A 17,771-nucleotide genomic window follows, 5' to 3' on the forward strand; every position below is an offset into this window, starting at 1 on the left:
ACCGCTTGCGTTGGAGTAAACTCCAGCATTTATAATCTCGTCAAATGTAAAGGTTGGGAGGGAATATGCCATGAAGATAAACATTCGCCACGCCGCTTTTTTCACGGCCGCGCTGCTGCTGACAGCGGCGATCGCGCTCAACAGGGACGGACGTTTGCTGGGAATGACCCCAGGCGGGAGCAATGAAGGAGAGACACGGACGGAGTGGACGGCAACGGACGGCTCGCGTCTAATTTCCACCGAGGAGCTGGCAAAGGATGTCCTGGGCTTCGGCGGCAATGTTCCGCTGCATATATACATGAGGGAGGGACGCGTCGTACGCGTCGAGGCGCTGGATAATTATGAGACGCCGCCCTTTTTCGCGCAGGTGGCAAGAGACATCCTCCCCGCTTGGAACGGGCTGACTGCCGATGAGGCGCTGAAAAAAGAGGTCGCGGCGGTAAGCGGCGCGACCATCTCCTCCCGCGCCGTGATAGAGAATTTTCGCCGAGGCATGGAATACGCACGGGGAACGGCGTCGGTGTCCAACAAAAGAGAATTTACGACTGTACGCTCGCTGGCGGCGCTCGCGACGGCTCTCTGCGGGCTGTTTCTGCCGTTTTTTATCAAATCACCCAAATACCGTCTCTTCCAGCTGCTGGCCAATACCGCCGTCCTAGGCTTCTGGAGCGGAACCTTTCTTTCACTCTCGCTGCTGACCAACATCGCCACCAACGGAGTGAAAACACAGCACGCCGCGTTGACGCTTCCGCTCCTATTCGCCGCATTCATAATGCCCTTTTTGGGGAAAAAGGGACACTATTGTTCGTGGATGTGCCCGTTAGGTTCGTTACAGGAGCTTCTGAACAGGCTTCCCGTTCCGGGGATAAATATTCCCGCCCCCGCGGTAAAATGGCTCGAATATCTCCGCGAGGCGGTGTGGCTGGCGATGATGATGCTGATGTGGCTTGGCGTGGGTTTCGAGCTGATGGACTACGAACTTTTCTCCGCCTTCCTCTTCCGGCACGCCGCCCCGCCGGTGCTCGCGCTGGCGGCGGCCTTCCTCGCGCTCTCGCTCGTCACACCAAGACCGTACTGCCGTTTCCTCTGCCCCACCGGCACGCTGATAAGGTTCGCGCAGGGAGACTGCGCCGGCGCGGCGGCGGCCCCGAGGGTGATCAAACTGTCTCTCGCCGCCTCGTTCGCCGCCACCCCGCTGTGGGTCATCGTCCGCGCCTTCGTCTAACCCCGTCAACGCCGCAGCTCCACCAGCACCTGTATCTCTGTGAGGAATTCCTCTTCCCTCATCGTGTCGCGGTTGTCTATCTCGTACATCTCAAACGGCTCGCCGAGCAGACGCAGGCCGTTGTTTTCGGCGTAGGCCAGCACCTCCGCCATCCGCGCCGCGTTCTGTTCGTAACCGCCGCCGTAGAAGTATGAGAGGTATTCGCCCGCCGGCAGGATAAAGTCATAGCCGGGCGTCCCGCTATCCAGGATAAAAAAGACGGCGTCGTAGACGTTGGAGATACCGCGCCGCAGGTTCTCCATCGAGGGAAAGGCGCCGATCACCTGGTTTCCGAAGTCCCGAATCTTCTCTTCGTGCTGCCGGTGAAGTTTTTTAACGGCGAAATCCATCTCCTCATCGCGCGTGATATGTTCGCTGAGCTGCACGCAAAACCTCTCCGGCAGGCTCTTGACCGTAAATACTCCGGTCTTGATCTTCCGCGCGTTGTCAAGGACGGCGATCCTCTCCCTGATGAGCCCCTCCCGCGTCCGCAGATCCCGCAGCCGTTCGCCGAGCAGCCGCCGCTCTCTGTGCAGCAGCTCCAGTGTGTTGCCGACGCTCTGATCGGCCAGGTACTCCTTTATCTGGGACATGGAAAAATCAAGCCGCCGCAGGTCGCGGATTATGTTCAGCTTGTACATCTCTTTCAGGCTGTAAAGACGGTAGCCGTTGGCCTCCCGGCGCGGGCGCAGGATGCCAAGCCGCTCGTAGTACCGGAGGGAATCGGCGCCAATGCCGTAAAGCTTGGATATTTCGTTGATCTTGTAGTAATTTCTCATCGCTGCGCTCCACCTCACATACACCGTGAAAATTTTTCCCTTGACCTTAGTATTATGCCAGAGTTTATAGTATACGCGAAGGGAAGCGTATCAAAATGGTAAAAAATTTCTTTCTCGATTCAATACGGAAAAATATGGCGGGACTATCTCTCCGAAAAATAGTTATAATTATAATCGGAACGGCGATAAGTTCGTTCGGAGTTTATAATATACATCAGCTGGGCGTTATTACGGAGGGCGGCGTTCTCGGTATGATCCTGCTGATAAATCACTGGCTGGGCATATCACCGTCAATTATCACTCCGCTGCTGGATATTGCCTGTTATTCGTTGGCTTTTAAGTACCTCGGCGGCGTCTTTATCCGGCTGTCGGCGGTGGCGACTTTAAGCCTCGCGGGTTTCTTTTGGCTGTGGGAACAGTTCCCGCGTATGCTGCCTGATATGACAGGCACGCCGCTGCTCGCCGCGGTCTGCGGCGGGATCTTTGTCGGACTTGGAGTCGGCCTGATCGTCCGGCAGGGCGGTTCCGGCGGCGGCGATGATGCGCTGGCGCTGACGATTTCCCGTGTCACAAAATGGAAGATCGCCCGGGCCTACATTTTGACGGATGTCGTCGTTCTGGTTCTGTCGCTGAGCTATATCCCGTTCAGCCGCATCGCCTTTTCGCTGATAACGGTCACCGTCTCATCTCTGCTGATCGGGTTCATCCAGGAGGCAAAGATTTTTCCCGCTCAGCGCGAAGGGACGATCTCAGAAAAGGAATGATAAGATGAGTAGCGACAATATCGACATTAAAAAATTAACGGCGCAGGATCTCGACCAGTACAACGGCCTGCTGCGGTACGCCTTCCAGGTCACGGAAAAGACGCTGCTGGAGAGCGGCTGGGAGGACGAGGATATCAAGCAGTCTAAGTTCCCCGTACTGGAGCGCGCCAATGTCTGGGGCTGCTTCGACGAGGGAGAGCTCGTCTCCCAGTTCGCCGTCTATCCGCTGGATATGAACATCCACTCCATCGTCTATCCGATCGCTTTCATCACAAGCGTCTCCACCTATCCCGAATACTCCGGCATGGGGCTGATGTCGCAGCTGATGAAAAAAGGTCTCAGCGAGATGCGCGACAACGGGCAGTCCCTCTCCCTGCTCTACCCCTACTCTATCCCGCTCTACCGGAAAAAAGGCTGGGAGATAATCTCCGATAAGATGTCATACACCATCCGCGATGTGCAGCTGCCGAAAAATATCGAGGTGCCGGGATACGTACGGCGCGTCTCCTGGGAGGACCCGGACTTCATGAATCTGCACTCGCAGTTCGCGAAACAGACGCACGGCTGCCTCTTCCGCAACAATCTCGCCTGGGATGAGTACTGGAAATGGGATGAGGACGACACCACCGTCGCCATCTACTACCGTGAGGACGACCTGCCGCGCGGATATATGGTCTATCTCATCAAGGACGACGTAATGTATATCAAAGAGATGATCTATCTCGATATGGAATCGCGCAAGGGGCTGTGGAAGTATATCGGCGCGCATGAGTCGATGGTGAGCGAGGTGCGTGGCTATAATTACTTCAGCGAACCGATCGCCTTCAGCTTCGACGACAGCGAGATCAAAGAGACGATCCGCCCCTACATCATGGGACGCCTCGTCGACACGAAGATGTTTCTCGAAAAATACCGTTTCCGCGGCGAGGCGGAGGGCGACGTCACCCTCAGGATATCCGACTCCTTCTTGGAATGGAACGACCAGAGCCTCACCCTCGACATCTTCGGCGGCAAGTGCGGGATCACTGACGCCGTCAGCCGCCGTCACGCCTCAATGTCCATCGGAACGCTGACGACGCTGCTGCTTGGGTATAAGCGGGCCTCGGAACTCGCCGAGCTGGAGAGGATCGAGGCTGACCGGGAGACGATAAAATTTCTGGACAACGCCGTCATTCATAAAAAACCATATATTTCAGATTACATCTAAAGCCTCCCTGGGATTAAAATAGTATAAGGAAACGCACCGCGCGCCGCCTTACGGCCGCGGCGCGGGCCGTTCCATATTCTGCCCGACACCGCCTCACAGCGGCGCCGGCATAGGTAAGAGGGAGTGTGATGATAATGGCTATCGACGAGATATACACCAGGGCAAGCGTCCGCGCCTACGAAAAACGCCCCGTCGAAGAGGAGAAGGTCAAAGCGCTTTTGAAGGCGGCGATGTCCGCGCCCTCCGCCGGAAATAAACAGCCGTGGGCCTTCGTCGTCGTGACGGAGGCGGAGAGGCTCAAGGCCCTCTCGGAGGTGCTGCCATACGGCGGGATGATAAAAGAGGCGCCCCTCGCGATCATCGTCTGCGGGGATATGACGAGGGCTTTCGCGGGAGACGAACAGGATTTCTGGGTGCAGGACGCCTCGGCGGCGACGGAAAATATTCTGCTCGCGGCGCGTTCGCTGGGTCTGGGGGCGGTATGGATCGGCGTATATCCGATGAAAGACCGCGCCGCGGGCGTCGCGCGGATACTGGAGCTGCCGGAGCAGGCGGTCCCCCTCAACGTGCTGCCGGTCGGCTACCCGCAAAAGGAGCCGCACGTCATCGACAAGTGGGACGAGAAGAAGATACACCGCGAGAAGTGGTAGGTTACACAGACGTTATGAGCGCCGGCCTCTGACAGGGGCCGGCGCTTTTTTACCGTCTCTTACGCCCGTCGCTTCGTTTTCATCACAGGCAGCGTGATAACCGCGCAGAGGCCGCCGCTGGGGCGGTTTTTCAGGACCAGCGAGCCGTCGTTGAGCAGTACCATGTTGCGGGCGATCGATAGTCCGAGCCCCGTGCCACCCGATTCGCGGTTGCGCGATCCCTCCAGGCGGTAATAGGGTTCAAAGACCTTTTCCAGCAGCTCCTCCGGGATACCGGGTCCTTCGTCCTCGATCCTGATGGAGACGTTTTCCCTGTCACTCGTCACCGAGATGACCGCGCCGCCGGCATATTTAACGGCGTTTGTAAGAAGGTTCTCTATGCAGCGTTTGAGGCAGGTTGGGCGCGCGCTGACAAGCAGCGGCGTATCCTCTTCCGGCAGGGAGCCGAGCCGGATCTCCCCCTCGCCCCTCTCCATATCGTCGGCGACGCTCTCAACGAAGGCGACGATATCCATCGGCACGGCCCGCTCCGAGGTATGGAGGCTCCGCGCCAGTTCAAGCCCCTGTTCGATTATCGAACGGATCTCCTCTATATTGGCGGCGAATTTTTCCCGCAGCTCCCGCGGCTCAATCTTACCAAGCCGCAGCTGGATGCGCGCGAGCGGCGTGCGCAGGTCATGCCCCATCGCCTCAAGCATGCCGTTCCTTTCGTTAAGGTTGTCGCAGATACGCGCGCGCATTCGATTAAAGGACTGCGCCGCTTCGCGTATCTCCCTGCTGCCGCATTCGTCGAGCGGGCTGGCCGCCTCCGGGTTACGCCCGAAGCGCTCCGCCTCCTGCGCGAGGCGCTCTATCGGCCTCGTCGCGCAGCGGATCAGAATGATGACGATGAGGGAGAATATCAGTGATTCGAGAAGGACGAATATCCGCTGCCGCCATATCAGACAGTTGTCGGTGATGGAGAGCGGCTGAGTCAGCTCCAGCCAGCCGCCGTCGTCCATCCTTATCATAACCTGGAGCATCGGGAATATATATCCCGCGTATTCGGGCAGGGCGGCCTCCGGTGATTCGGGCCAGAGCATCCGCGCCCGGACGTCGGGTGTATTCGCGCCCGCCGCCTCAACGGCGGCGGAGACGGCCTTTTTCATATTGACGGACTTGTAATAATCTTCGCTCTGCCAATCCGGCGCGGCCGCCATGCGGAAGCGGAAGGGCTTGCGCAATGTGTCGCGCGAGGCCGCCAGCTTTTTGAGATATTCCCCGCGCTGCCGCCCATCCATCGTGTTCAATGCCTGATAGACAGAAGAGACGTAGTCCTGGCCGATGCCGAGCACCTCTCCAGCATAGGAGTGCTGTATGGAGCAGACGGCGTAAAAGTTTATGAACTGGTTCGCGGCGGCGCCGAGCACGAGGATCAGAAGGATGAGGCCGAAGAGAGAGTCGGGCCTTATCAGTCTGCAAAAGGATTTCATTGCAGGCTCCCCCTTCTGACGGGCGAGGCGAGCATATATCCGTCGCCGCGCATCGTGCGGATCAGCCCAGGATTGGCACCCTTGTCTCTGAGCTTCGCGCGCAGACGGCTCACCTGCGCGTCGATGCTCCGGTCATAGATGTTGAGGCTGCGCTCCGCGAGATAGTCCATTATCATATCGCGCGTGACGACCTGCTGCGGGTGGCTGAGCAGCAGCATCAGCAGGCGGAACTCGGCCGCCGAAAGCGGTACGACGACGCCCTCTTCGTCTATAAGGTGCCTCGCCATGACATTGAGCTTCCAACCGCCGAAGAGAAGCGCGGAGTCAGCGCCCTCCGTTCCCGCGTTCTCTATCCCGCGCGCCTCTCCGGAGAGCGACGAGCGGCGCAGCAGCGCGCGTATCCTCGCGATGAGCTCGCGCGCGTGGAATGGTTTGCAGAGATAGTCGTCGCCGCCGATCTCGAGGCCGACGACCTTGTCGGTGATATCCTTCAGCGCCGTCAGGAAGATTATCGGGACGGCGCAGTGCGGCGTTCCCGAGGCCCGCAGGCGGCGGCAGAGGGAGAGACCGTCTTCGCCCGGCATCATGATGTCAAGCAGGATGAGGTCGAAGGGCTCTCTTTCCAACGCGGCGAAGAGTTCGGCGCCGTTCTTCGCCGCCTGCGAGTAGTAACCGTACTCGTTGAGCGTCTCCGCGATCAGCTCGCGCAGCTCCCGGTCGTCGTCGACTATCAATATCCTCGCCTGTTCAGCGTCCATCTGCCATACCTCCGGTCATTTATCCATTCACGTAACAATATTGTAATACGCGGAACGTCAATAATCCAACGACGCAATCTGACAAAACCGTAAGGTTCCGTAAAACAAAGAAATATTACGTCTGCCTCCCGTCATACCCCCGTAAGGTCGGCGGGGTAAAGTATCGTCATCAGGGAGCCGCAAGGCCCCGCATAAGAAAACGCCATCGATACAAATTATAAATAAGACGGTATGATATGGAGGGAACAGGATGTACACTGTGAAACAGGTTTCTGAAATCACCGGAATTTCAAGTTATACCCTCAGATTTTATGATAAAGAGGGTCTCTTCCCGCACCTTAACAGAGACGAACAGAACCGGCGGCTCTTCTCCGAGGCGGACGTCAGCAGCATTGAAACCATACAGGACCTCAGAAAGATGGGCTTCTCTCTCGCGCAGATACGCAGCTATCTGGGAGCGGAGGAGAGAAGCGACGCCAAGGTGCGCCGCGACATCATCATGGAGCAGATGAACCGCCTGAAATCGGAGCTCGCCGCCGTCGTACGGCAGATGAAGATGCTCCAGTCGAAGGCGGATCTTTACGAAGGCGTGACTGATATGCAGCAGCTTCCCGCGGAAACCCCGTCATGGATCGCCGCCTGAAAACACCGTAATGAGAGCGCCACTCACGGCGGCCCTGCTGATGCTCGCCGCCGTCCTCGCCGGAGTCATCCTCTGGGATCTGTTATGCATATAGCGGAGAAAGGACGCGGCGCCGTGAAGGTATTCTCTCAATACGGCAAATAAACGCCACGCCAGTGAAAGCTGCGAAGATTAGCCTTATCCATCTATGCAGCTCCGGTCATAAAATAAAAAGTACACCACCTTGGTACTTACGAAGAGAGCGGAACGCCGAATATACCCGCTCTCTTTATATATTGTCAATATCCGTATCAAACAGCGCAAAATATGAGTAGAAAATCAAATCCCAAGTCAATAAAATATCTCTGCTAAAGAGAACGCGATTTCTTCGCGGCGTACTTCGCGGGAGCGCAGCGCATCTTCTCGCGGAAGGCGCGCGCGAAGCGGCTCGCGCTGCTGAAACCGACCATAGCCGCCGCCTCCGTGACGCTGCAGCGGCCGCCCTCCAGCAGCTCAAGGCTCTTCAGCACGCGGTAATCGGCGAGATAGGAGAAGATGGATGTCCCCATCTCGCGCTTAAATATGCGGCAGCAGCTCTCGCGGCTGAGGGAGACCGCCGCCGCGAGGCTGTCGAGCGTTATCTTTTCAGCGTAGCGCGAGTGGATGATGTTCAGCAGCTCTTTGAGCCGCTCCGTCTCCGGAGCGCTACTAGCGCCGACGGTCATCTCCCGGCTGCCGGAGACGAGGTCGAAGAGGATGGAACAAAAGAGGGCCTTTATCTTAAGTTCCCAGCCATAGGGACGTTCGTCGTAGATACGTCCGGCCTCGAGGCAGGAATTGATGACCCTCCCGCCATTTTCTCCGCTGTGAAGCAGTACTGCGGCAAGCGGAGCGGAAGAGGTGAAGGGCGTTATATAGTTATGTTCGATCACGCTTCCCATCGTACCGTAGACGAAGCGCGGATGGACTATCAGCGTGAGGGTGGAGACGGGCTCGTCCCCGTCGGGATGGACCATGTGGGTGACGCCGGAGTTGGCGAGGACACCCTCTCCCGGAGAGAGACGGTAGGCGGTCCCGTTTATATGGTAGAGGGCGCGCCCGCGGCGCACGACGGAAAATTCCCATTCCTCGTGCCAATGGCAGGGTATGAAATGTCCGTGAAAGTCTCCGAGATCGTCGTGGAGCACCTCGACGGGAAAGCGAGCGTCGCTGTGTTCTCGGAGCTCGCGCAGCGAGGAGCTGTCTACGACAACGAAGAGCTCCTTCTTAGATTTTTTCGGAACGCCGCTCATCCTCCCGCCTCCCCGCGCGATATTTTTATCTTCCGTTCCATTATATTTCGGAAGAGAGGCGAGCCGCAAGCGCGGCCTTAAAGAATATGGATAAATCATTAGGTAAGGAAAGGAGCCGTTCACTATGATAAAAGACCTTACCGTCGGGCGTCCTTCGACGACCATTCTGCGCTTCGCGCTGCCGGTGATCGGCGGCAACCTCTTTCAGCTCTTCTATACGCTCGCGGACACCGTGATCGTCGGCCGCACGATGGGGGCCGACGCGCTGGCCGCCGTCGGCGCGACCGGCGTCATAATATATTTCATCCTCTGCTTCGTGCAGGGTTTCACCGGCGGCTTCGGAATATGCCTTGGGCAGCGATTCGGCGCGAAGGACGCCGCCGGCATGCGCCGCAGCGTCGCCGCCGCGTCGCTGCTGTCGCTCTTTTTCACGCTCGCGGTGACGCCAGCCGCCTGCCTGCTATCACACCCGATACTGCGCTGTCTGAATATGCCGGAGCGCATATACGGCATGGCCTATGATTATATGTTCGTAGTCCTCCTGGGGACTGGAGCCACGGTATTCTACAATGTCATCTCGAATATGATGCGCGCTCTCGGCGACAGCAAGACGCCGCTCTATCTGCTGATATTTTCCTCGCTGCTCAACATCGCGCTGGATATCATCTTCATCGTCCCGCTGGGCATGGGTACGGCGGGCGCGGCCTGGGCAACGGTGCTTTCACAGCTGATATCGGCCCTATTCTGCACCGTTTTCGCCGTGAAGAACTTCGAAGTTATGCGCCTGACTACCGCCGACTGGCATTCGGCACGCTCCGCCTTCAAGAGCCATCTCGCGGTCGGCCTGCCGATGGGGCTTCAGTTTTCCGTCATGTGCATCGGCCTCATCGCGATGCAGGCGGCGGTCAACGGCCTCGGCCCCGAGGCGATCGCCGGCTTCATGGCGGCGACGAAGGTGGACCAGCTCTCGGTACTCGTGAATACGGCCTTCGGCATCGCGATATCGGGCTATGTGGCGCAGAACTACGGCGCGCGGTTCTTCCGCCGTATAAGGGCCGGCGTCCGCGCCTGCCTGATGCAGCTCGCGGCGGCCAACATTTTAATGGGGGCGCTGATGATAGTCTGCCGCGAACGCGTTGTACCGTTATTTGTCGAGAATCCCGGCAAAGCGGTCATCGGCTATTCAAACGATTACCTGCTGGTGGTGGTTCCCTTCTACCTGATACTGGGGGTGCTCGTCATTTTACGCGCGGCGCTGCAAAGTATGGACGACGCCAAGACGCCCTTCGCCGCCTGCGCCATTGAGCTGGTGATGCGCGTCACGGCGGCGTTCTGGTTCGCCTCGCTCTTCGGATACCGCGGCATCTGCTTTGCCACGCCGCTCGCCTGGATCGGCGCGGCCTCACTGTTGGTGCCGGTCTACCTGCGCACGATCAGGAAATTCTGCCCCGCCGGCCGGGGATTTGTCTCCCGCCTCCGCCTGCTCCGCGTGGCAAGGCGCGCCGCCAGATGACGGATGCGGGGCCGCTTCAAAGGCCGTCTGGAATATTTCAGGATTGAGTATTTGAACGGCGGGATGTAGTATTGTGGCACAGGGTACCGGAATAAATCTGAGGAGGTTTTTTAATATGCCGCATATCGCAGTAATGATGTATCCCGGAAGGAACGACGAAAAGAAGATGGCCCTCGCGAAGAAGCTCCAGGATGCCGTAGAGGAGGCGCTCGGCGTCGACAGAAAGGTGATCTCCGTATCGGTGGAGGACGTCGCGAAAGAGGACTGAGACGAGAATTTTAAGAAAAAGATCGATAAAAAGACGATCTTTATCGAGGCGGAGGTTTAAGCCCTCTTCGCCGGAAGCTAAACGACCGCGCCGCCTCCGCGGAAAGACAGCCTTTCGCGGAGGCGGTTTTATTTTTCTGCGCCGTCACCGTGGACTTACAAAAACTATCTTATAGAGCGGCCCTTCGTCCCCGCGGCCGCTCCGCAAAAATCCGCTGTTAAGCAGCACCTTACGGGAGGCGTCGTTATCCTCGTCAGTCTGCGCGGTCACACAGCGCACGCCGTCCTGTTCCGAGGCCCACTTTATAACGCCCCTAACGGCCTCCGTGGCGTAGCCATTACCCCGGTGCGCCTCGTCGATGCCGTAACCGATTTCGACGCTTCCCTCCGCGCCGGGAGCGCCTTTGAAGCACAGCCCGCCCACCTGCGCGCCGGAGGCAAGGCATATCTTCCAATAAGAGCCCCACTCTTCACGTCCCGGCAATTTTCGCATCGCTTCCAGCATTTCTCCGTAAGCCTGTTTCATGCCGCCGTCGCTCTCCTCATCATAAAGCGCGCGAAGCTCCTCGGCTCCGGCACAAACGACACGGAGCCTTTCAGTCTTTACAACTATATTTCTCATGCGCTCGTCGCTTTCCGCCCCTCTGTCGGGGCACGGCTCTATTTTTTCCACTTTGATAAACCACGGATGCCACGGATATTTTTCCCGTGCAGCGAAGAAAAAAGGGCCGCTATTCGGCGGCCTCTTTCTCGAATACACCGGCTACCTCTTTAAGGCCGTCGATTATCTTTATATGCTGCGGGCAGGCCTGTTCACACTGTCCGCACTCCACGCACTCAGAGGCCTTGCGGCGCGTCTTGGTGATATTCGCGTAATAGACACCCTGTGTGGAGAATATCCCCGCCTTCGACTGTTTCTCGGCGTTATAGAGCGCGAAATATTCCGGTATCGGGATGCCCATCGGACAGCCCTCGACACAGTAGCGGCAGGCGGTGCACTGTATTGCCTTGGACTCGGCAATGGTCTTCTTCGCGCTCTCAAGTATCGCCTCTTCATCCGGCGAGAGCGGCTTGAAGTCTTCCATATAGCCGACATTGTCAAGAAGCTGCGCCATATCGGACATGCCGCTGAGCACCACCATGACGCCCTCCAGCCCCGCCGCGAAACGCACCGCCCAGGAGGCGGCGGACATCTCTGGGGCGCAGCCTTTAAAGATCGCCTCCACATTCTCCGGAATCTCCGCGAGCGCGCCGCCCTTTACGGGCTCCATCACGACGACGGGCTTCCCATGCCTGCGGGCGGTCTCATAACATTTACGCGACTGGATGCTCTCGTTGTCCCAGTCGAGGTAGTTGAGCTGGAGCTGGACGAACTCCGTCTCGGGATGCTCTGTGAGCACGCGTTCCAGCAGTTCGGCGTCGTCGTGGTAGGAGAAGCCGATATGTTTTATCAGTCCCTGCTCCTTCATCTTTTTTATGAAGGCGAAGCTGTCGAATCGCTTCACCTTCTCGTAATTTTGAACGTTGATATTGTGCAGAAGATAGTAGTCGAAATAGTCCACACCGCAATTCTTAAGCTGCTCGCCGAATATCCGCTCCTGGTCTCCCTCATTCTCGAGGGCCATCAGCGGCATCTTCGTCGCCACCGTGAAGGCTTCGCGCGGATGGCGCTCCACAAGCACCTCACGCAGCGCCGCTTCGCTCGTATAGTCGTGGTACATATAGGCGGTGTCAAAATAGGTGAAGCCCCTCTCGAGGAAGACATCCACCATCTTCTTCAGCATCTCTTTGTCGATGCTCCTAACGTCGTCCTTATCGGTCAGCGGAAGGCGCATAAATCCAAAGCCCAGTTTTTTCATCTTTTATCCGTTCCTTCCATAAAAATGTCCATTATATAGTACCACCGCCGGGCGTCGTATTGTCAACCGCGGCGCCCATGATGAGCGGCCTATTTAAGTATCCCGATCTCCCTCAGCCAGTTCTCGATATCACGCTGCGCGTTTTTCACACTGCCGCCGCGGATCGCCGTCGGGTCAAGTATATCCGACTTAGGGCAGAGCCGTTTCAGGTCGCCGCCGCTGCGGCCGACGCCGCTTCCCTCGTGCGTAACCAGCTCCGCGATCTTCTTGCCGGAGAGGTCGTTCGCCTCAAGCAGCATCATCACGGGAGTCGGCATCGTTCCCCACCAGTTAGGATGGGCGACGATGACCATGTCGTAGGAGCCGAGGTCCGGCAGTTTCGAGACCTTAAGCGCGGGGCGCGCGTTGTCGTTAAGCTCCCGCTTCGCCTGTTCCGTCGTCGCGCGGTACTCCTTTGGATAGGCGTTCACCGTCTCGATCTCAAAGATGTCGCCGCCAGTCAGCTGGCGTATCTGATTCGCCGCTTCACGTGTGTTGCCGCTCCAAGAGAAGCAGACGATCAGGGGCTTCCTGCCCGCGAGCGCGGAGGCCGCCTCACCGTAAGCCACAAAACCAAAGAGCACCGCCATTGTCAAAGCCATTGAAAATGCAGTCTTCATGATATTTCCTCCTGAATTTTTATATTATTAGACAAATTCTTTTCCAAGCGGTAACAGAATAGCCCTTTGAGCTGGCTCTAAGTCAAGGCTATTTTTATAAATTTTACAAAGACTTGCGGGATATATTTGCCTGACATATAAAACGCCCCGCCTTCGCATCCGGAAAAAAGAGGGGGGAGGGCGGGGCCGGTAAACTCGGTTCCGTGGGGCCGTTATTTCAGCCTGTTATATTCCGCCTCATCCACCGGCTCAAGCCATTCGGCAGGGCCGGCCTGACAATTCGTCTCGACCGAAAGGTGGGCGAACCAGCTGTCGCGCGCCGCGCCGTGCCAGTGCTTCACATTCGCGGGGATAGCCACGACGTCGCCCGCGCGCAGACCGCGCGCCTCTTTTCCCCATTCGCAGTACCAGCCGCGCCCTCCCGTGACCAGCAGTATCTGGCCTCCGGGATGGCGGTGCCAGTTGTTGCGGCATCCGGGCTCGAATGTCACGTTGCCGATGGGGCAGTTGAAATCATTGCCGCCCGGAACCAGCATCTCCAGATAGGCCTGCCCGATAAAATTCTTCGCAAATACCTCCGGCAGAGGGCCGCCTTTGGGAAATACCGCGCCGCCGCCGAGATCGCCGTTCTCATCATTCATTATTTTTTCCGCCAACTCTGTACGCCTCCAATCCATCTTTACCATCCTCAATCCCATCGCGGGCCGCGCCGCCGAAATGCTCCCCTCCTACGGAGAGCATTTCATTCGCGGGCGGTCTTCAGGGAAAGGAAAATTTGGTTCCTGGATAATTTTATTTATACGAAGCCGCGTAAATCGCCACGCAGTCCTCTATGCTGAGCGGTTCCCTGTCACACTGAAAGAGGAAACCCATCGTATCCATCGCGTTATGCGCGAGCTTCTCAAAATCCTCCGGCTTGATGCCGTAGTCGGACATCTTAAGCTCCGCCACGCCGCACTCCTCCTGCAGTTTCGTCAGCGCCTTTATAAAATCCATCGGCTCGGAGGCCGCCGTCATCCCCATCGCCTTCGCCATGCGGATAAAGCGCTCGTCGCAGATGTGCCTGTCGATGAAGTGCCTGTAATAGGCCCGGCTTATCATGATCAGCCCGGCGCCGTGCGGCAGTTCCTGATGATAGGCCGACATCGCGTGTTCCAGCGAATGCTCGCTTGCGCAGCTGCCGACGCACATCACAAAGCCAGAGGCGTAATTTCCGAAGGCGACGTGCTCGCGCGCCTTGAGATCCTTGCCGTCGCGCACGGCGCGCGTCAGATAACGGCTCACATTCTCGATCGCCGCGAGCGCGAACATATCGCTCATGAGATTCGCCGTCCCCGCGATATAGGCCTCCACACTGTGGAAGAGCGCGTCGAAGCCCTGATAGGCGGTGAACTTCGGCGGCACGGAGACCATCAGCTCCGGGTCTACGACGGCCAGCACAGGGAAGAGCGCATCGTCGAGGATCGCGCTTTTTTCGTGCATCTCCTCGTTCGTGATGACGCCGCCCGAATCCGTCTCGGAACCGGTGCCGGCGGTCGTCGTGACGGCCACGATCGGCAGCGGCCTGTTCACAAGCGGACGGCCCAGGCCGCTGCCGGAGTGGATATAGTCCCAGAGGTCTCCCTCGTTCACCGCCATCGCGGCGATGCCCTTCGAGGCATCCATCGGGCTGCCGCCGCCGAGCGCGACGATAAAATCACAGCCGTTCTCACGCGCCGCCGCGGCTCCCGCCATCACGGTCGAATGCAGCGGATTAGGTTCCACCCTGTCAAAGAGCGCCCACTCCACACCCGCAAGCTTCAGCTCGTTCTCCAGCCGCGCTAGATAGCCGTTGGCCTTCGTCGACTTTCCGTTTGAGATGATGATCAGCGCCTTTTTCCCCGGCAGCCTCTGTTCATGTAATTTGTTCAGCATCCCCGCTCCGAAAAGCGTCTTTGTCGGTACATACATTGTAAAGCTCATCTTTATATCCTCCGTTTTGCAAAAAATTATTTCTTTTACCCTATACACTATAGACTAGCACTTGGAGCTGACTCTAGGTCAATGGAAAAAGACATAACTTTAAAATTTTTTCGTCGTCCCCGCCGGCATCATCCGCGCGGAAACGTTTTATTTCACTACGCCGATCTCCCTCAGCCACGCCGGCACGTCGCCGACTGGATTTCCCGGGTCCTTGCAGTCCACCGCGATCCCCTTGAGGACCTTCGCGCCCGTGGCAAGTTTCGCCGTCTCCGCGGCGACTTCGCCTCCGCCATATCCTCCGTGAGTGCAGAACGGCACGACCTCTTTGCCGCGAAGGTCATGCGAAGCGAGGAAGCTTCTGACCGGCGGGGCCATTTTGAACCACCACACGGGGGTCCCCACGAAGACGACGTCATAAGAACGGATGTCCGAGACCTTAGTGCTGATCGGCGCGCGGTAATCTACGGCGTTTTCTTCCTGCGCCTGACGCACCACCTCGTCGTATGCGCCCTGGTAGGGTTTTACTGGCTTTATCTCCACGATGTTGCCGCCGGCGAGTTCATGTATCCGTCGAGCCACTTTCCTGGTATTACCGTCTTTGGAATATGAATAGTAGACGACCAGCACCCGCTTTCCCTTATCCCCCGCCGCCGCGTTTGCGGCGCCGCAAAAGACCGCGGCATTCAGCGCGAAGAACAAAAGAGCCATGCAGGCCGCGGCAAAAAAATATTTTTTGATGTTCATAACATTCACCTCTATATGTAATTTATACGCGGACGCCGCCGATATCTTCGCTAACGCCCGCCCGCCATTTCGTTAAGAAACCGTCGCGAGGGTAAGTCTATCCTTTAGAGCGGACTCCAAGTCAAGCCTCTATGCTTAAATATCCGGTGATCTTTTTTCCAGTAAAATAAGTGATTAAAAAAACAGCCTTTGTGTTTTGCGCGAGCCGCTTTGTATTCCCGTCAGGCAATAAAAAAGAGGCCGGTCAATAGACCTGCCTCATGAGGGTTTCTTTAAGAATGGTGCCGGATAGCCAGGGAGCCAAAATCTTTGATTTTGCGCGAGTCGGCTAGTCCTTGCGTTGGGTAATAAAAAGAGGCCAGTCAATGGACTAGCCTCATGAGGGTTTCTTAAATATGGTGCCGGAAAAGCAGCGAGCCAAAACGCCGTACCTGCGTTTTGTGCGAGTCGCTTTGCATTAGCGCCGGGTAATAAAAAAGAGGCCGGTCAAATGACCTGCCTCATGAGGGTTTCTTTAAATATGGTGCCGGATAGCCAGGGAGCCAAAATCTTTGATTTTGCGCGAGTCGGCTAGTCCTTGCGTTGGGTAATAAAAAGAGGCCAGTCGATAGACTAGCCTCACGAGGGTTTCTGTAAAATGGTGCCGGAGACGAGAATTGAACTCGTACGGGTTGCCCCACACGCCCCTCAAACGTGCGTGTCTACCATTTCCACCACCCCGGCGCTCAACGTGGGAAAGTATATAAAAAAATCACTGTTTAGTCAAGCCTTTTCACGAAAATTCATGGTTTTATTTTCGTTATGGACGTAATCGCCTATATAGATTTGCACACCGATCTGTACATTAATTTCGTCAGATCCGTTATATCAAAGACTGGCAGCCCCGTCGCAAGGCGGATATCTTCGGCATAAGGCGGCATATTAGTGCATTCAAGAACGATAGCGCGTACATCAGGATTTTCCCTGCACATTCCGCGCGCCGCGGAGATATGATCGGCACGCGCACCCTCTACGTCCAACTCATGGAGATTTTCGCGTATCGGCTTCGCAAAGTGCTCGGAATTTTCCATTCCACAGACGACCTTTGGAATATTCTCAATCCCTGCGCCCTTAAAATGGCGCTCCGTCAGCGCGCCGCTGTTAAAGGTCATGATCCCCACCTTACAGGAGACTGGCAGCATCGAATATACAAGCGGGACCATTAACAGTGCGGAGGTAAAAATCGGGACAGAAAGCGCCTCCGCCATTTCGCGCTGAAAGACAGCCAGAAAACCGCAGCTCGTAGTTACCGCCTTCGCTCCCTGAACGATGAGTTCCCGCGCGCCGTCGATAAAGGGCGCAAGTAGCGCCGGGTCTCCGTCTTCAACCACTCTTGCGACAGAGGCGCCTTTCACGACTTTATAGAGGACGGGGAAGTCCCATGTGAGCGCGTTGCCGATATCGCCTGGAATCCTCGGAAAATCCGTATCAAGCATCAGTATCCCCAGAGAAAATCCGTAGATATTTCTTCCGCCGCGGGCCGTTCCCCTGTACCTCTCCATCTTAATCCTCCTCTGCGAAGAGCCCTATCTTTATCGGTTTCACGGGCGGGCGGATAGTTCCCGGCGATACTTCGCCCATCGGAGTCCCCGTCGATCTCGCAATCTCTTTGAGTATGATATCGCGGCAGCCGCGTCCCTGGCATGGCCCCATGCCGACGCGGAGGATGCGCTTCAATTCGTCAAATTCGGTGTAGCCCGCCGCGATCCATTTGCGGATCTCGTCGATCTCTATCTCTTCACAGCGGCATATCACATTTACTTTCGCCATTTCAGCACTCCTCCTTCTGCGCGGCGCCCTGTTCGCGCACGGCGCGGACTTCCAGGTCTTCCTCCGGGCGCAAGCGTGCGGGCACGTTTACCGCGATCGCGCGTATTTGATCGGCCATCTCTTTCGGTATGACGACGCTGACCACGTAGG

General features: G+C 57.1%; 19 protein-coding genes and 1 tRNA gene. 7 read left to right on the plus strand and 13 right to left on the minus strand.

Features of this window, described 5'->3' with window-relative positions; translation table 11 throughout:
- Window positions 1-70 precede the first annotated feature (70 nt).
- Entirely contained in the window at window positions 71-1,225 is a 1,155-nt protein-coding gene (locus tag LIO98_RS08025) for a 4Fe-4S binding protein (protein ID WP_291955253.1), read from the plus strand.
- A 5-nt stretch (window positions 1,226-1,230) separates the two neighbouring features.
- Here the strand turns inward: LIO98_RS08025 and LIO98_RS08030 are convergent, their stop codons facing one another.
- Window positions 1,231-2,043 (minus strand): MerR family transcriptional regulator, encoded by an 813-nt coding sequence (locus LIO98_RS08030; protein ID WP_291955257.1) that lies wholly within the window; start codon window positions 2,041-2,043, stop codon window positions 1,231-1,233.
- Window positions 2,044-2,177: 134 nt separating this feature from the next.
- Here LIO98_RS08030 and LIO98_RS08035 point away from each other — a divergent pair, with 134 nt between their 5' ends.
- The 3 genes from LIO98_RS08035 (at window position 2,178) to LIO98_RS08045 (ending at window position 4,664) form a co-directional block, all read left to right on the plus strand.
- On the plus strand, window positions 2,178-2,807 hold the full coding sequence (locus LIO98_RS08035; protein ID WP_291955260.1) for a YitT family protein: 630 nt from the start codon (window positions 2,178-2,180) through the stop codon (window positions 2,805-2,807).
- 4 nt (window positions 2,808-2,811) lie between these two features.
- Entirely contained in the window at window positions 2,812-4,014 is a 1,203-nt protein-coding gene (locus LIO98_RS08040; RefSeq protein WP_291955263.1) for a GNAT family N-acetyltransferase, read from the plus strand.
- Window positions 4,015-4,142: 128 nt separating this feature from the next.
- Window positions 4,143-4,664 carry a nitroreductase family protein gene (locus LIO98_RS08045; RefSeq protein WP_291955267.1) on the plus strand — a complete coding sequence of 174 codons (522 nt, stop codon included), beginning with the start codon at window positions 4,143-4,145 and terminating at the stop codon, window positions 4,662-4,664.
- 59 nt (window positions 4,665-4,723) lie between these two features.
- Here the strand turns inward: LIO98_RS08045 and LIO98_RS08050 are convergent, their stop codons facing one another.
- A complete protein-coding gene (locus LIO98_RS08050; protein WP_291955269.1) occupies window positions 4,724-6,136 on the minus strand; it encodes an ATP-binding protein in 1,413 nt (470 codons plus the stop codon).
- A complete protein-coding gene (locus tag LIO98_RS08055) occupies window positions 6,133-6,894 on the minus strand; it encodes a response regulator transcription factor (protein ID WP_291955272.1) in 762 nt (253 codons plus the stop codon). Before LIO98_RS08055 ends, LIO98_RS08050 begins: the two co-directional genes overlap by 4 nt.
- 250 nt (window positions 6,895-7,144) lie before the next feature.
- Between LIO98_RS08055 and LIO98_RS08060 the strand changes: the two genes are divergently transcribed.
- Complete coding sequence (locus LIO98_RS08060; RefSeq protein WP_291955275.1) at window positions 7,145-7,537, plus strand: MerR family transcriptional regulator; 393 nt, start codon at window positions 7,145-7,147, stop codon at window positions 7,535-7,537.
- A 347-nt stretch (window positions 7,538-7,884) separates the two neighbouring features.
- Here the strand turns inward: LIO98_RS08060 and LIO98_RS08065 are convergent, their stop codons facing one another.
- Entirely contained in the window at window positions 7,885-8,808 is a 924-nt protein-coding gene (locus tag LIO98_RS08065) for an AraC family transcriptional regulator (RefSeq protein ID WP_291955278.1), read from the minus strand.
- A gap of 124 nt (window positions 8,809-8,932) precedes the next feature.
- Here LIO98_RS08065 and LIO98_RS08070 point away from each other — a divergent pair, with 124 nt between their 5' ends.
- Together LIO98_RS08070 and LIO98_RS08075 are read left to right on the plus strand one after the other, a co-directional pair.
- Window positions 8,933-10,321 (plus strand): MATE family efflux transporter, encoded by a 1,389-nt coding sequence (locus tag LIO98_RS08070; RefSeq protein WP_291955281.1) that lies wholly within the window; start codon window positions 8,933-8,935, stop codon window positions 10,319-10,321.
- Window positions 10,322-10,436: 115 nt separating this feature from the next.
- The gene (locus LIO98_RS08075; RefSeq protein WP_291955284.1) at window positions 10,437-10,589 is read left to right on the plus strand and encodes a tautomerase family protein; all 153 of its coding nucleotides are present in this window, start codon (window positions 10,437-10,439) and stop codon (window positions 10,587-10,589) included.
- Window positions 10,590-10,733: 144 nt separating this feature from the next.
- Here LIO98_RS08075 and LIO98_RS08080 read toward each other — a convergent pair whose 3' ends face one another.
- From LIO98_RS08080 to LIO98_RS08120, 9 genes are all read right to left on the minus strand, one after another.
- Entirely contained in the window at window positions 10,734-11,261 is a 528-nt protein-coding gene (locus tag LIO98_RS08080) for a GNAT family N-acetyltransferase (protein ID WP_291955287.1), read from the minus strand.
- A gap of 58 nt (window positions 11,262-11,319) precedes the next feature.
- Window positions 11,320-12,447 carry an aldo/keto reductase gene (locus tag LIO98_RS08085; protein WP_291955289.1) on the minus strand — a complete coding sequence of 376 codons (1,128 nt, stop codon included), beginning with the start codon at window positions 12,445-12,447 and terminating at the stop codon, window positions 11,320-11,322.
- Window positions 12,448-12,536: 89 nt separating this feature from the next.
- Window positions 12,537-13,106 (minus strand): flavodoxin, encoded by a 570-nt coding sequence (locus tag LIO98_RS08090; protein WP_291955292.1) that lies wholly within the window; start codon window positions 13,104-13,106, stop codon window positions 12,537-12,539.
- 212 nt (window positions 13,107-13,318) lie between these two features.
- Window positions 13,319-13,747 (minus strand): cupin domain-containing protein, encoded by a 429-nt coding sequence (locus LIO98_RS08095; RefSeq protein ID WP_291955295.1) that lies wholly within the window; start codon window positions 13,745-13,747, stop codon window positions 13,319-13,321.
- A gap of 151 nt (window positions 13,748-13,898) precedes the next feature.
- Entirely contained in the window at window positions 13,899-15,068 is a 1,170-nt protein-coding gene (locus tag LIO98_RS08100) for an iron-containing alcohol dehydrogenase (protein ID WP_291955298.1), read from the minus strand.
- Window positions 15,069-15,215: 147 nt separating this feature from the next.
- Entirely contained in the window at window positions 15,216-15,812 is a 597-nt protein-coding gene (locus tag LIO98_RS08105) for a flavodoxin (protein ID WP_291955301.1), read from the minus strand.
- A gap of 638 nt (window positions 15,813-16,450) precedes the next feature.
- Window positions 16,451-16,535, minus strand: a tRNA-Leu gene (locus tag LIO98_RS08110).
- Window positions 16,536-16,627: 92 nt separating this feature from the next.
- Window positions 16,628-17,353, minus strand: coding sequence for an aspartate/glutamate racemase family protein (locus LIO98_RS08115; RefSeq protein ID WP_291955303.1), 726 nt, complete (start codon window positions 17,351-17,353; stop codon window positions 16,628-16,630).
- A gap of 1 nt (window position 17,354) precedes the next feature.
- A complete protein-coding gene (locus tag LIO98_RS08120) occupies window positions 17,355-17,621 on the minus strand; it encodes a (2Fe-2S)-binding protein (protein ID WP_291955305.1) in 267 nt (88 codons plus the stop codon).
- Between the last annotated feature and the right edge of the window lie 150 nt (window positions 17,622-17,771).

The organism is Cloacibacillus sp., assembly GCF_020860125.1.
Lineage (GTDB): Bacteria > Synergistota > Synergistia > Synergistales > Synergistaceae > Cloacibacillus.